Source organism: Microbacterium sp. BR1, assembly GCF_002812725.1.
In the GTDB taxonomy this organism is placed as follows: Bacteria; Actinomycetota; Actinomycetes; order Actinomycetales; family Microbacteriaceae; genus Microbacterium.
Genome location: NZ_NMUN01000002.1, coordinates 184048 through 199285 on the forward strand (window position 1 = coordinate 184048; position 15238 = coordinate 199285).

At 70.5% G+C, this 15238-nt stretch carries 9 protein-coding genes; all 9 read left to right on the forward strand.

The window, feature by feature from the left end; translation table 11 throughout:
• Window positions 1-98: 98 nt before the first annotated feature.
• Window positions 99-1238 carry a serine/threonine-protein kinase gene (locus CGU35_RS01525; protein ID WP_198519490.1) on the forward strand — a complete coding sequence of 380 codons (1140 nt, stop codon included), beginning with the start codon at window positions 99-101 and terminating at the stop codon, window positions 1236-1238.
• Window positions 1238-7210, forward strand: a complete 5973-nt coding sequence (locus CGU35_RS01530) for an Ig-like domain-containing protein (protein ID WP_100809891.1) — start codon at window positions 1238-1240, stop codon at window positions 7208-7210. Before CGU35_RS01525 ends, CGU35_RS01530 begins: the two co-directional genes overlap by 1 nt.
• Window positions 7211-7247: 37 nt before the next feature.
• On the forward strand, window positions 7248-8213 hold the full coding sequence (locus tag CGU35_RS01535) for an AAA family ATPase (protein WP_100809892.1): 966 nt from the start codon (window positions 7248-7250) through the stop codon (window positions 8211-8213).
• The gene (locus CGU35_RS01540) at window positions 8210-9571 is read left to right on the forward strand and encodes a DUF58 domain-containing protein (RefSeq protein WP_100809893.1); all 1362 of its coding nucleotides are present in this window, start codon (window positions 8210-8212) and stop codon (window positions 9569-9571) included. Before CGU35_RS01535 ends, CGU35_RS01540 begins: the two co-directional genes overlap by 4 nt.
• Window positions 9568-12063, forward strand: coding sequence for a DUF3488 and transglutaminase-like domain-containing protein (locus CGU35_RS01545; protein ID WP_100809894.1), 2496 nt, complete (start codon window positions 9568-9570; stop codon window positions 12061-12063). Before CGU35_RS01540 ends, CGU35_RS01545 begins: the two co-directional genes overlap by 4 nt.
• The gene (locus tag CGU35_RS01550) at window positions 12060-13532 is read left to right on the forward strand and encodes a DUF5684 domain-containing protein (RefSeq protein WP_100809895.1); all 1473 of its coding nucleotides are present in this window, start codon (window positions 12060-12062) and stop codon (window positions 13530-13532) included. Before CGU35_RS01545 ends, CGU35_RS01550 begins: the two co-directional genes overlap by 4 nt.
• The gene (locus CGU35_RS01555) at window positions 13529-14023 is read left to right on the forward strand and encodes a hypothetical protein (RefSeq protein WP_100809896.1); all 495 of its coding nucleotides are present in this window, start codon (window positions 13529-13531) and stop codon (window positions 14021-14023) included. The genes CGU35_RS01550 and CGU35_RS01555 overlap by 4 nt, the downstream gene beginning before the upstream one ends.
• Window positions 14024-14334: 311 nt before the next feature.
• A complete protein-coding gene (gene rpsL / locus CGU35_RS01560; RefSeq protein ID WP_036299939.1) occupies window positions 14335-14703 on the forward strand; it encodes a 30S ribosomal protein S12 in 369 nt (122 codons plus the stop codon).
• A 5-nt stretch (window positions 14704-14708) separates the two neighbouring features.
• Complete coding sequence (gene rpsG / locus CGU35_RS01565; protein WP_100809897.1) at window positions 14709-15179, forward strand: 30S ribosomal protein S7; 471 nt, start codon at window positions 14709-14711, stop codon at window positions 15177-15179.
• Window positions 15180-15238: the final 59 nt, after the last annotated feature.

The window sequence follows — 15238 nt, forward strand, 5'->3', positions numbered from 1 at the left end:
TCAGTGCGGGGGCCAGTGAGCGTCTGAGGTGGTCGAGGGCATCGGCGCGCGGATCCTTATCGGGACTGCCGTCCGGAATGCAGTCTGGGGGACAACACGTGGCCAAAAGGCTGCCGTCCGCGCCCCCCATCCTGCCGGGTCTGACGTACGTTCGGCCGCTCGGTTCGGGTGGGTTCGCCGACGTGTTCCTGTACGAACAGGACATGCCGCGTCGCAATGTCGCCGTCAAGGTTCTGCCGAGCGACGTGAGCGACGCCGACCTGCTGCGCATGTTCAACGCGGAAGCGGACGTGCTGGCGCACCTGTCGGCGCATCCGTCGATCGTCACGGTCTATCAGGCGGGCGTCTCGGCCGAGGGTCGTCCGTACATCGTCATGGAGTATTGCCCCGGTTCGCTGTCACAGCGCTATCGCGTGGAGCGGATCCCCGTCGCCGAGGCGCTCTCGATCGGCGTCAAGATGGCCAGCGCGCTCGAGACCGCGCACCGGGCGGGGCTCGTCCACCGCGACGTCAAGCCGAGCAACATCCTGGTGACGAGTTTCGGCGCCCCCGTTCTGGCCGACTTCGGAATCTCGTCGTCGCTGGCGCGCAACCAGGCGGATGAGATCCTGGCCATGAGTGTGCCCTGGAGCGCCCCCGAGGTGATCACGGAGAAGACCTCGGGAACGGTCGCCAGCGAGGTGTGGGGGCTGGGCGCGACCGTCTATTCGCTGCTCGCGGGTCACAGTCCCTTCGAGCGGCGAGAAAAAGGACAGAACACGCGGGAGCAGCTGCGTCGACGCATCGCCCACGCGAGCTACCCGCCGCTGGGTCGCGCCGACGTACCCGCGTCGTTGCAGGACGTGCTCGCGACCGCGATGAACCGCGATCCGGCCCGTCGGTACCCGGGCGCACTGTCGTTCGGCGAGGCGCTCCGCTCCGTCCAGTCCGAGCTCGGCATGCCGCAGACCCCCCTCGAGGTCGCCGTGGACGAGTGGGCCGCGCCCACGGCATCCGTCGACTTCGCCGACGCCGGTCTGCGCGGCCCCGCGCGCCCGTGGGTTCCGCAAGAGACGACGCGCAAGGCGCCCTCCCGTCGGGGGGTTGCGGCGTTCGCGCGCGACGAGGACACCGACATCTCGGGCAGCGTCCCGTCCGCGCCTCGCAAGTGGCCGTGGATCGTCGGAGCGGCCGTCGTGGTGGCGGTCGCCGCCATCGCCGGCGCGCTGGGTGCGCTGTTCGGGTCGGGGGGCCTCTGATGCCGCGTCGGCGGATCCTGATCGCCGGGCTCGCCGCGGCCACGGCATTCGCGACCGTCGTCGGCATAGCGATCGTCTGGCCGGGGCTCGATGCGCGCGAGACGCCGTCGGTCGACACGTCGGTGTGGGCACTCCAGACGGGCGACGGTCGCCGATATGCGCGCGTGAACACGGCCGTCGGCGAGCTTGACACCGTACGGACCGTCGCGGATCCGACATTGGTGGCGCAGGGCGCATCGGGTGCCTACCTCTTCTCCGAGAGCTACGGCAGGGTGACCCGCGTCGACGAGGCATCGCCCCTGGATCTCGACGACGAAGCGCTCCGCGATTCGCCCGCCACCCCCGCGGGGACGACGGATGTCTCTGTCGCCGGTGACTTCGTGGCGTACCGGACCGACACGGGAGCGGTGTGGGTCGGTCGGTTGTCCGACACCGCTCCGACCCAGGTCGATCCGGACGAGACGTCGGGCGACGGGTCGGAGGAGGGACCGCAGTACGCGGCCGACGCGATCGCGGTCGATGACGCCGGCATCCTGTACAGCTACTCGCGGGTCGATTCTTCGGTGCTCCGCTACGACATCGGCTCTCGAACGGTCCGCGGCGTGGACGAACTCGAGATCGAGGCCACCGAACCGGCGATCTCGGCGGCGTCGGGCGTGTGGTTCGTCGTCGACCTCGACACCGGTGTCGCGTGGCGGAGGGACGCGGCCGAGCCGATCGAGACGGACACCCTGAGCGGCCGTGTCCTGAGCCGACCGTCGACCTCCGCGGACGCGGTCTACGTCGCGGACGAGACCCGATTGGTGCGGCTGGAGGTGAGTGGTTCGCCGGCCCTCCGCGAGGTGGGAACAGGGCAAGAGGTGCTGGGGACGCCCGCGCGACCCGTAACCGTCGACGGCACGACCTATGCAGCGTGGCTCGCGCCGTCGGGCGGGGGAGTCCTGTGGAATTCCGCGGCAGGGCAGTCGGTGCTGGACTACGCCGGGCTCGAACTCGACGATCAGCGGCGCCCATCCTTCCTCGTCGGCAGCGGTGTCGTGGCTCTGAACGAGACGCGCTCGGGATGGGTGTGGACCCTGCCCGACGGTGAGCTCGTACCGACGAGCCAGGACTGGTCGCTCGATGATCGTGTCGACCCGACGACGGAGGATGCGCAGGAAGAGGCGGCGGTCGTCCTCGACCCGAAGCCGCCCGTCGCCGAACCCGACGCCTTCGGCGTGCGCGCGGGCGCCCTCGTCGTCCTGCCCGTGCTGTTGAACGATCACGACCCCAACGAAGACGTGCTGAGCGTGGACGCCCTCTCGGTCGGGGGGCTCGACCCCGCCTTCGGCGAGGTTGCGGTCATCGACAGCGGCCAGCGGCTCGCGATCCGGGTGGCGGACGGTGCGCGTGGCTCGGGATCGCTCACGTATCGCGTCAGCGACGGCACCAGCGTCGGCGCCAGCGACGGCGGACTCTTCTCGGAGCCGACGACCGTCGCCCTGACGATCGCGCCCGAGCCATCCAATGCCGCTCCGGAATGGTGTGGGAGCGTCGGATGCCTCGCCGAATGGCCGACACCAGAGGTTGCGAGGGGCGGAACGGTTTCTGTGCCGGTGTTGCCCGGCTGGGTCGACCCGGACGGCGATCCGTTGCTCCTGCTATCGGTCGAGAACCCCTCCGGCATCGGCGTGGTCACGGCGTCTCCGTCGGGGGAGGTGGTCTACCAGCATGCCGACGACGGTTCCGGTGCGGCCCAGCTGATCGATCTGCAGGTCACCGTCGCCGATACCCGTGGCGCCACGTCCACCAGGCCGCTCTCCGTGCGTGTCTCGACGCAACCGCGCCTGCGTGTGCAATCGTTCGCGGTCGTCGACACGGTCGGCGCGGGCCTGACGGTCGATGTGTCGCCGCACGTCACCGGAACCGCGGGGCAACTCACACTCACCGCGGTGCGCGTCCTCGACGATGCCCCCGCGAGCGTGGTGGCGACGCCCGGCGGGACGGCCTTCGATCTCACGACCGAACAGCCGGGGATCTACCGCGTCAGCTTCTCGGTGGGCGACGGGCTGAGCGAGGCGACGGGTACGGCCCGGATCACCCTGCTCGCCGACGACGCGGCCGCGCAGCTCGCGACGGCACCGGTCGTTGCGTTCGTGCATCCGCGCGAGGACGCGACGGTCGACGTTTTCGCGGCGGTCTCGAACCCCACCCGCCGGGTGCTGCTGCTGAGCGACGCGGCCCCGCGCATCGATTCCGGCGCCTCGCTCAGCGTCGATGTCGTCGGGCAGAGCTCGCTGCGGGTCTCGGGGACGACCGCCACGGGCGATCCCGGCCGTCTCGGTACCGTGTCGTACGTCGTGAGCGATGGAACGGCGGATGTCGGCGCCCGCGTCTTGGGCGAGGCGACGGTATACCTCTTGCCGCCGGCTCCCGAGCTGGCACCCATCGCCGTCGGCGACTCGGTCGTCGTCCGTCAAGGCACACAGGTCGACATCCCGGTGCTCGCGAATGACGTCGCGCCGTCCGGATCGGGTCTGACGCTGAATCCCGCAACGGTGCTGTCGTCCACGTCCGAGGGTCTCGCCTTCGCCTCGGGCGGTGTGCTGCGCTACCTCGCGCCCGAGACCCCCGGCGAATACGTTGTGCAATACGGCGTGTTCGCGACGGGCGCGCCCGCCCTGGCCGATACCGCCGAGGTACGGATCCTCGTTCAGTCGGACGACGCGAACCGTGATCCGCTCCCCGAGACGCTCGAGGGTCGCGTGCCCAGCGGTCAGACGACGACCGTCGCGTTCGATCCCTTCGGTATCGACCCCGACGGCGACGCGGTGGCACTCGATACCGTCCTCACCCAGCCCGAATCCGGGGCCGCATCCATCTCCGCCGACGGCGCATCCATCGTCTACTCGAGCGTCGCCGGCTTCCGTGGGCAGGTCTCGTTCCTCTACCGCGTCGTGGACGCCGCGGGTGCGACGGGCATCGGAACCGTGCGCATCGGAGTTCTGGATGGCCAGTCCGACCCCGGCCCGGTGACGTTCACCGACTACGTCCAGGTGCAGGCGGGCTCGGCGAACGCGATCAACGTGAGTCCCCTCGCGAACGACATCGATCCCACGGGTGGCACGCTTCGCCTGACCGACGTGCAACCGGACCTGCCGCCCACGCTCGAGGACGGATCGGCGAGCGAGGAGTACGAACGGCTCGCGGGCCTCGTCCGGCCCATCGACGACTCCACGATCGCCGTGACGGCCGGTACCGAGCCCGGGACGATGTCGTTCCTCTACGACGTCGAGAGCGACTCGGGCAACACCGCACGCGGCCTGGTGGTCGTCCGGATCGTGCGCGAGGCCGTACCCGATTACCCGGTCGTCATCGACACCGTCCTGACCGCGGAGACGCGGGATGGGTTCGTGCGGGGCGTCGACGTCGTCTCCGGCAAGGTGCGCTGGACGGGTGGCGATGTCGGGGATCTCACCCTCAGCCTCTGGGGGGCGCCGACCGATCTCGAGGTCGACGGCTCCACGATCTCGGGGCCCCTGCCGTTGACGAGTCGGATCATCGCGTTCGAGCTCACCGGTGAGGGGGCTTCCGGACCGGTCACCACGTACGGCTTCCTCAGGATCCCCGGTGAGCGCGAAGTGAAGCTCGCGCTGCGCAGCGAGGCTGGTGCGCAAGAGGTGACCGAGGGGCGCTCGAAGACGTTCGATGTGGCCGGACTCGTGCCCGTGCCGAACGGCACGCGACTGCAGGTGTCACCGGACGTCGCGGCCTCCGGTGCGCGACCGCAGGGCTCATGCGAACTCGAATCGGGCACGACCGTCCGCTACGTCGCGGGACTGGCGGCGCCGTGGGCGGACGCCTGCTACGTTCCCGTTCGCCTGGCCGGCACTCAGGAGTGGACCGTCCTGGCGATCCCGATCCGGGTGCTCGCCGTCGCGCCCCAGCCGCAGTTGCGCGGTGGTGCCCTGACGATCGCGCCGGGGGCCAGCGCGGACTTCGATCTGCGCACCTTGACCAGCTGGCAGGGCCGCGACGAGTGGGATCGCATCGCGTACGCGATCGATTACCGCGGTTCGTCGTTCGTCGTCGATGCGGAAGACGGGCGACTGACGATCACGGGTGCGGACAGCGCCGTTCCGGGGACGCAGGAGGCCGTCACCGTCTCGATCACGAGCCACACGGGCGTCGAGCCGGTGCGACTGATGTTGAAGGTCGGAGCGACGCCGTCGACACTGCCCATCGGCGGGACGCTCACGCAAACCTGTTCGCAGGCGGGGGCGTCATCGTGCGTCATCCCCGTCGTCGGCGCCGCGGGAGAGGTCAACCCCCTGCCGCGGACCCCGCTCGAGGTCGTCGGCGTCGCGGCCACGGGTGCCTGCGTGGGCGTGACGTTCGCGGTGGCATCGACGAGCAGCGTGCTCGCGGAATGGACGGACGATGCCCCCGGGGCGACGTGCACGGCCACTTTCACGCTGCGCGACGCGCAGGGCCGGACGACCGGCGGTGGCCGCGACGGTGCGCTCTTGCTCGATCTGCAGGGCTTCCCGCAGTCGCCGACGAGCGTGCGACAGGTCGCCTATGCCGATGGATCCGTCACCCTCCGGGTCGACCCGGGCGCCGCCAGCCAGGCATACCCGGCGCTGACCGAGTTCGTGGTCCGATCCTCGGCATCCGGATCCGGTTCCGGGTCGATCGTCGCGACGTGCTCGGTCGACGGGGTGTGCCCGAGCATCCCCGCGCCGAACGGCGTCGAGCGCACGTACGAGGTCGTCGCGGTCAACGGCATCGGCGAGTCGCGCAGGGGCGTCAGCACGGTCGCGTGGGCATACGACACGCCCGCGGCTCCGGGGTCGGTCTCGTGGGCTCCGATCGTCACCGGCGGCGAGGGCGGCCTGATCAGCCTCACGATCGAGGGGATCGACCAGGCGAAGACCGGTTCGGTGCAGATCGTCAGCGCGGCGGGCGAGACCGTGGTCGTCGACGTGCCGAGCGGTCGCGACACCGTGAGCGTTCCGTCGTTCCGGGTGGGGTCGAACACGTCCACGACGGTCGTCATCACCCCCCAGTCCCGGTTCCCGCTCCCTCCCGGACTCGCGGGCAGCACCTCGGGCGCGGCCGTCATGATCCAGGCGAACGGGATCGGCGCGCCCACGGGGATCGCCCTGACCCTCTCGTCGACGTCGGACGGTAACGGCACCTCCACGATCCGCGCCGAGGCCACCGCCGGATCGGGCGGCGACGAATCGACTCTGCGATTCGGCGTCTCGCGCGCGGACCAGACCTGCTCGCCGACGAGTGCGGACGGCTCGGCCGTCTTCACGGTTCCCGACGGCCTCGAGTACGCGTTCACCGCGTGTGCGGTGTCGCGATACTCCGGCAGCACCTTCGGGTCGGCTACCATCCAGCAGTCGGTGCGCGCCGTGCAGAGCGCCGCGCCGCCGCAGGGCTTCACGTTCGTCGTTTCGCCGACACCGGATGTCGGGACGAACGGCGCCCGGTGGGTCATCCGCGACCTTCCGTCCTCGAGCGAGGAGGCCCCGACCCTGAACGTGCCCCAGTTCGAGGGCGCGCCACCGAACCCGGTCTTCGATGTCGACCCCGGCATCCGCGTCCGCTACACGCACACCCAGTGGGGCACGTCGAGCGAGTGGGCTGCGGTCACGCCCGCGCCCGGAAGCGCGCCCTTCCAGGTGCAGGTCGCCTGGCAGGTCGCGTCCTGCGTCGGCGGCGAGCAGCTGCAGCTCACGGCTTCGTCGACCGGGGGACGCGCGGAGTTCTCGTCCGACATCAGGTCCGCCGTCTTCACGGATGAGGCGGGCAACACCCTCGCGTTCGACCCGGCCCTCGGGATCGTGCCGATCGGCGCGGTCTCGGTCCAAGGCATCGGCGTGACCGCCTCCTGGGACGCGCAGGGCTGGGGCCTCGAGCCGGCATCGGGCACCGTCGGCGGTGCCTGTACCCCGAACAATCCGGTGCCGCCCGCACCATGATCATCGAATCCCGATCCCCGAAGGAAGAGTCGTTCTCATGAGCGTGACGCAGGAGCAGGCCACGTGGTTCGCGGAGACGTTCTCGCACCTCGCCGACAACGTCGAGCGCGCCGTGCTCGGCAAGCGCCATGTCGTCGAGCTCGTGCTGACGGCGATGATCAGCGACGGGCACGTGCTGCTCGAGGATGTCCCGGGCACCGGCAAGACGTCTCTCGCACGCGCGCTCGGCCAGTCGGTGCAGGGCACCAACACGCGCATCCAGTTCACCCCGGACCTGCTTCCCGGCGACATCACCGGCATCACGGTCTACGACCAGAAGACGGGCGCCTTCGAATTCCACGCAGGCCCCGTTTTCGCCAACATCGTTCTCGCCGACGAGATCAACCGCGCGAGCCCGAAGACCCAGTCGGCCCTGCTGGAGGTCATGGAAGAGGGGAGCGTCACGATCGACGGCATCAGTCGCCCCGTCGGTGACCCCTTCCTCGTGATCGCCACGCAGAACCCGGTCGAGCAGGCCGGCACGTACCGTCTTCCCGAGGCGCAGCTGGATCGATTCCTGCTGAAGACCTCGCTCGGATACCCCGACCACGCTTCGACCGTCCGGATCCTGAGCGGAGCCGCGGTTCCGACCTCCGAGCTGACGGCGATCGTCGCTCCGCAGGCGCTCATCGGGATGGCGGACATCGCGAAAGACGTCTACATCGACGCGCTCGTCCTCGACTACATCGCTCGCCTCGTCGACGCGACCCGCTCCGCGGACCAGGTTCGCCTGGGCGTCAGCATCCGCGGTGCGCTCGGGTTGACGCACGTCAGCAAGACACGCGCGGCATCACGCGGCCGGACCTACGTGACTCCCGACGACGTGAAGTCGCTCGCGGTCGCCGTGCTGTCGCACCGCCTCATCCTGCACCCCGAGGCCGAATTCGACGGTGTCAGCCCCGAGTCGGTCATCGGTCAGGTTCTGCTCGACGTCGCCCCGCCGACCCAACGCGAGCCCGGATGACCGCACGCACCGACTCACCTCTCACCCGGACCTCGTCGTCGTCCGGGTCTGCCGCGCGCACCCGCGTCACGACGACCGCGCGCGGTGCGCGAGGCGCGCGCGCCGGCGTCTGGGCCGTGGAAGCGGGTCGTGCCGTCGGCGAGGGCGTCCGTGATGTCGTCGAGCGCGCGGGAGGGGCGATCATGCCGGCCGGATGGCTCGCGCTGGCCGCCGCGACGCTCGGCCTCGGTATCGGAGTCGCTTTCGGATGGGTCGAATGGATCGTCGCCGGCGCCGCGTCCCTCGTCATGCTCGCGCTCTGCGTTCCGTTCCTCTTCGGCGCGCGCGCGTACGACGTCGTGGTGCGCCTCGCCCACGAGCGCGTGGTGGTGGGCGGAGAGTTGACGGGCGAGATCGTGATCCGCAACCGTGGGCGCTCGACAGCGCTGCCCGGACTGCTCGATCTTCCCGTCGGCGATGGACTGGTCGAGCTGGGTGTTCCCCTCATGCGCGCCGGGCATTTCGTCGCACAACCCCTCACGATTCCCGCCGTCCGGCGCGGGATCATCACGGTCGGCCCGCCCACTGCGGTCCGCACGGATCCCGTCGGGCTCCTCCGCCGGGAACGGGCCTGGGACGATGTGCGCCGCGTGTACGTCCACCCGAGAACGGTCGCGGTGCCCTCGACGAGTGCTGGGCTGGTGCGCGATCTCGAGGGCCAGCCGACCCGTCGTCTCGTCGATGCCGACATGTCGTTTCACGCCATCCGTGAGTATGCGCCGGGTGACGCACGGCGACAGATCCACTGGAAGTCCACGGCGAAGACCGGCCAGCTCATGGTGCGCCAGTTCGAGGAGTCGCGACGGTCGCGGATGGCGGTGGTGCTCGGACTCTCCGAGAAGGAGTTCGCCGACGCGGACGAGTTCGAGCTCGCCGTCGGCGCCGCTGCATCGCTCGGCGTCCAGGCGGTGCGCGACGGCCGGGACCTGGACGTGGTCACGGGCGCCGAGATTCCGCGCGTCGTGCGCGGTCGGCTACGCGCCATCCGTGGCATCTCGGCGGCCTCGCCGCGCGCCCTCCTGGACGGGTTCTGCACCGTCGAAGTCCTCGAGCACACGATGCCGCTGGAGGGCATCTGTCGCCTGACAGCCGAGACGAAGAACGACCTCTCGATCGCCGTGATCGTGTGCGGTTCGCGCGTGACGACCGCGACCCTGCGTCGTGCGGCCCTCGCCTTCCCCGCGGACACGGCCGTGATCGCCGTCGTGTGCGACGAGCGCGCCCATCCACGGATGCAGGGCATCGGTGGATTCACGGTGCTCACGATCGGGGTGCTCGACGACCTCGCGAGCCTGATGCTGCGCGGAGCCGGCGCATGAGAGAGCGCGTGATCGAGCGGAAGGCGGGCGCGCGGATCGCGGCGGGCAGCCTCTATGTCGCCACGATCACGGTCCTCGCCGCCGTCGCCGCGTGGCCGATCTACCGTTCGCTGTCGTTCCTCATCCTCGTCCTGGCCGCAGTCGTCGCGGGCACAGCGATCGCCGCTACGGCGCGAGCGCTCCGCTGGCCGGCCTGGCTCACCGCGCTGATCGCGTTCGGCAGCTTGATGGTGCTCGGAGTCCCGGTCGCCGTGCCCTCGAGGATGACCTCCCTGCCCGAGGCCATCGCGGGCCTCGGTGAAGTGCTGTGGGGGAGCATCACCGCCTGGAAAGACCTGCTGACGGTCGAGCTGCCGGCGGGCGCCTATCGAAACCTGCTCGTTCCGGCGCTGATCGTGTTCCTCTTCGGGATCACGGCCGCGCTGCTTCTCGCGTGGCGTCGTCCACCGACCGCGGCGCTCGCGGTCCCGGTGGGGCTGGCGATGGTGGCCTTCGGGCTGCTGTTCGGCAGCCCGAGCGTGAGCGCCCCGCTCGTTCTCGGGGGACTCGCGTTCCCCGCGCCCGTCGAAACGGCCGTCGGCGCGCTCAGTCTGGTGGTGAGCCTCGTCTGGCTCGCCTGGCAGACGTACGAAGAGCGCTCGCGTGCACTCCGCCGCGCGGCATCCGCGAGCGGGGTGCGCCTCTCGCGCTCTCGCGGCGGGTCGGACGCCCGGCGGATGGTGCTCGGCGCCGGAATGATCGCCGTGTCCGTTGCGGTGGCGGCCGTGCTCGTGCCGGCCGTCGCTGAGGGCGCGGAGCGGACGGTGCTGCGCTCGGGCGTCGGACCCGATACGGCGCTGAGTACCGCCATCAGCCCCCTCACCCAATACCGCGGGAACTTCAGCGAACCGCGCTCCGGATCGGTGTTGTTCCGAGTCGAGAGGACCGACGGCGCCGCCGACCGCGTTCGGTTGGCGACGCTTTCGCACTACGACGGCGAGACCTACCGCGCCGTCGATCCGCGCGGGAACGTCGACGCCGGGCGCTACCTGCGGGTGCCCGCGCGCCTCGACGCGGGCGCGGGCGCGACGGTGACCGCGGACATCCGGATCGGTCAACTCACGGGCATCTGGCTGCCGACGCTCGGACGGGTGCAGTCCATCGCTTTCGAGGGCGCGCGGGCGAGCGCCCTCGCCGACTCGTTCTACTACAGCGGCGACGCCTGGGGCGGCATCCAGGTGGCCGACGGAGGGGTCCGGGCCGGCGATGCCTACACCGTCACGGCCGTCATGCCCTCGGGCGCGGAGTTGAGCCGGATCGATGCGCCCGGCGTCCCCGCCGATCAGGTCGAGGCGCCCGAATCGCTGCGCCGCTGGGTCGACGAACACGTCGAGGGACAGGGCGGCGCCGCGCTCGCCGGTCTCGTCGACCTGCTGCGCGGGCGAGGCTATCTCTCGCACGCCGTCTCGGTCGACCTCGAGGCGCCGCCGACGTGGTTGTCGGAGATGCCCGGCTACGTCTTCGAGTCGAGTGCGTCCGGGCATTCGCTCGCCCGTATCGACTCCCTCTTCCGTGCGCTCCTGGATCGAGAGGCGGAGGTGGGCGGCGCCGAACTGCCGCTCGTCGCGGCGATCGGTGACGACGAGCAGTTCTCGGTCGCGGTGGCGCTGATGGCCCGCGAGCTCGGGTTTCCCGCGCGCGTGGTCGTCGGTGCACGGCTCACATCCGACGACGGGCTGCGCACCTGCGACAGGGGCGCGTGCCGAGGCGGCGACATCGTCGCCTGGACGGAAGTGCAGTCGGCCACGGGCGACTGGGTGCCCATCGACGTCACGCCCCAGAGCGCCGTGGCACCCCAGACCGACCTGACCCTGCAGCGCGACCCCCAGAACGAGACGGAAGTGCGTCCCGAGAACGCGGAGGAGGTCGTGCCCCCGGATCCCGTGCAGCAGGATGCTCCTGCCGCCAACGATTCGGACGACGAGGCCGCCGCCGACCTCAGCGGCCTGTGGGCCGTGGTCCGGGTCTCGGGCATCGCCCTCGTGATCGCGGGCCTGCTCCTGGGCCCGTTCGGCGTGATCACGGCAGCGAAGGCGTTCCGCCGCCGTGCCCGTCGCCGGAGCGAAGACCCGGTCGTCCGCATCGTCGCGGGCTGGGACGAATACGTCGATGCCGCGGTCGACCACGGACAGCCGGCGCCGCGCACGCAGACCCGAGAAGAGACCGCGGCCGGCTTCGCCACCCCCCGCGGTATCCTGCTCGCGGACCGAGCGGATCGGGCCGTGTTCGCGAAGGACGCGGTGACGACGGCGGAGTCCGACGAGTTCTGGGGCATCGTCGAACAGGAGCGTCGCGTGTTCTCTCAGCGAGAGAGCGCATGGCGCCGTCTGATGGCGGCCGTATCGTTGAGATCGTTCACCCGGGAAATCTCGCCGAAGAGTGCCCCATCGGGCGCTTCACGTCGTCAGGAGAGGAGGTCGCGGCGCCGCGACGGCGGCTCGCGCCCATCATGAACACAACGGAATTGATCACGACCTCGCTGGTCGTCGCACTCGTCCTGTACCTCTGGGTCGCGCTCGGCCTCTCCGCCGTCTTCCGCAAGGCTGGGGAGCACCCCTGGCAGGCCTGGGTTCCGATCCTGAACACGGTCGTCTTCCTTCGTCTCGGAGGGCTCTCGCCCTGGCTCGTGCTGCTCGCGTTCGTCCCCGTCGTCGGCACGCTCGCGTTCTTCGTGGTCGCGATCATCGCCCTCCAGCGCATCAACCGGTCGTTCGGGTTGGGCGTGGGCATGACGGTCCTGGGCGCCTTGCTCTTCCCCGTGTGGGCCAGCATCGTCGGCTGGGGATCCGCGCGGTGGCTGCCCGGTTCGGCCGCGATCGCACCCGCTCGCCGCAGTGTCGGTGCTGACGCCGGGTGGGGCACACCCGATCCGTCGCCCCGCACGCCGTCGGCGACACCTGCCGACGGAGCGGTGCTCGGCTCGGTCTTCGGAGCCCACGGTCCCGCAGGTGGTCCCGAACTGCCACCGCGTCCCGCCCCTCCGACCATCGACGGGTATCCATCGGTCGTGCCGGTCCCGGTGGGGCGCGGCGGGGTGCCGCTGCGGTCGGCCGACTCCGCACGCGAGGCGCCGACGCTCCCGCCGGTGCCGACCTTCCGCTCGACGATGCAGGAAACCCCGGCCGCGTTCGCGACGGGGGACGGCGCGGGCGAGCCATCCGGCGTTCCCGCCCGCGCATTCCTGCACGCGACGCCCCCTCGGCGCTCCGCTCCGGGAACTCACGGCGCATCCGCCGACGATCTCGGTGTTCCCGGTTCCCGGCCCTCGTTCACACCGGAAGACATGGATGACACGGAGGGTGCGCGTCCCCAAGCCGAACCGCCCGTTTCGGCTCGGCCGTCGACCGAGCCCTGGGGTCCCGCGGCGTCCGCCGCGGTGCGCCCCGCGGCATTCCAGCCGTTCCTGGGTTCGTCGGAGCTGACCTACGAATCCTCGGCCGAGGTGTCGGCCGTGCAGGGGGCGCCGACCTCCGGTGCACCCCGTTCGGCGCGAACCTCGGTGTCGGCGCAGCACAGGCGTCCCGAGATTCCTGACAACGAGGCTCTCGACGAATCGTTCGACGAGACGATCGTCGCCGTGCGTCGCCGCACCGTATGGACGCTGGTGCCCACTCTCGGTGCGCCGATCCCGCTGACGGCCGACGTCGTGATCATCGGTCGTCGTCCCCATCGCGAGCCCGACTACGGTGATGCTCAGCTCGTTGCGATCCCGGATGAGACGCGCACGGTGTCGAAGACCCACGCGCGCATGGAGCTGACCGCAGACGGGTGGACGATCGTCGATCTCGACTCGACCAACGGGGTGATTCTGATCGGTGAGGACGGCGCCGAGAAGGATGCCCCGGCGGGTTGCCCCGAGCGACTCACCCCGCGCTTCCTGCTCGGTGATGCGGAGTTCGGGCTGCGGCGGGAGGGCGAGTGACCGGCACCCCCGTGCCGGGCGCCGACGGTGGTCCGGACGGTTCGATCGGCGACACGACCGTGCGTCGACCCCGCATTCCGTCCTCGCCCGAGGCGGCAGCGCTCGTGGAAGGGGACCAGGCGAACGACACCGTCGTCGTGCGTCGCGTATCGCGCGACCGCGGCGCTGCAGGGTCTCGCCCGCTGGGCGAGTCGTCGTCCCCTGGTCTCCAGGAGACGAGCACGGGGGCTGTCGCGGCTTACCCGAGCCGCGTCGCGGCGCCGGTGCGCGGCTCGCGCAGGACGCAGCCGCCGCCGACACACCGAGGCGGGGGCGACTCCCGTGTGCCGCTCCCACGGGTGGAGCATCCGCTTCCGGATGCCTCGGGCATCCGTCGCGCCGTCCGTGCCCGCGCGCGTCGCCGACTCGTCGCGGTCGTCGTCGCCATCGTCGCCCTGGTCGTGGTGCTCGCGGGCGCGCTCATCGCGCTGGTGTTCGCTGTCGGCGTCTGAGGGCCGACGGCACTCGTTTGACCCCGTGCCGAACCCCGGCGTATCATGGATGGGTGTGCGCTCGCGCGCGCCATGTGACGTGCCTCGGGTGCGGAGCGGTTCATCCGCGACGTGCTCTCGGCCCAACACAGGTCGCAGACGCCACATCTCAGGGAAGGGCCTGCGAACAGGTCACCCCCACGGCATACCCCCACCACACGCGGCAGTCATCTGGCGCGTCGGAGGGTCGACGTGAACCCGACAAGATCTCCGGATCGCGTCGGGCAGAGAACACGCTCGCTGTCACCGTGCAGCACCATCAAGGAGAAGAAGTGCCAACTATTCAGCAGTTGGTTCGCAAGGGACGGACGCCGAAGGTCGTTAAGACCAAGGCTCCCGCCCTGAAGGCGAACCCGCAGCAGCGCGGCGTCTGCACGCGCGTGTACACGACCACCCCCAAGAAGCCCAACTCGGCGATGCGCAAGGTCGCCCGTGTGAAGCTGTCGAACGGCACCGAGGTCACGGCGTACATCCCCGGCGAGGGACACAACCTGCAGGAGCACTCGATGGTGCTCGTGCGAGGCGGTCGTGTGAAGGACCTCCCCGGCGTGCGTTACAAGATCGTGCGTGGCGCTCTCGACACGCAGGCCGTCAAGAACCGTAAGCAGGCTCGTAGCCGCTACGGCGCGAAGAAGGGTTAAGCACCATGCCTCGTAAAGGCCCCGCCCCGAAGCGCCCCGTCGTCAACGACCCGGTATACGGCGCTCCGATCGTCACGCAGCTCGTGAACAAGATCCTCGTCGACGGCAAGAAGTCCCTCGCTGAGTCGATCGTCTACAACGCCCTCGCGGGCGTCGAGGCGAAGAACAGCCAGGACGCCGTCGCGACGCTCAAGAAGGCGCTCGACAACGTCCGTCCGACCCTCGAGGTCCGCAGCCGCCGCGTCGGTGGCTCGACCTACCAGGTCCCGGTCGAGGTCAAGCCGCACCGCGCCAACACCCTGGCGCTGCGCTGGCTCGTGAGCTACGCGAAGGGTCGTCGTGAGAAGACGATGACCGAGCGTCTGCAGAACGAAATCCTGGACGCCTCGAACGGCCTGGGTGCCGCGGTCAAGCGCCGCGAAGACACCCACAAGATGGCCGAGTCGAACCGCGCCTTCGCGCACTACCGCTGGTAACCCGCCGGCAGGTCCGGGGAGCGCGGCGATAGCCGAATGGTTCCCCGGACCTGCCGAAG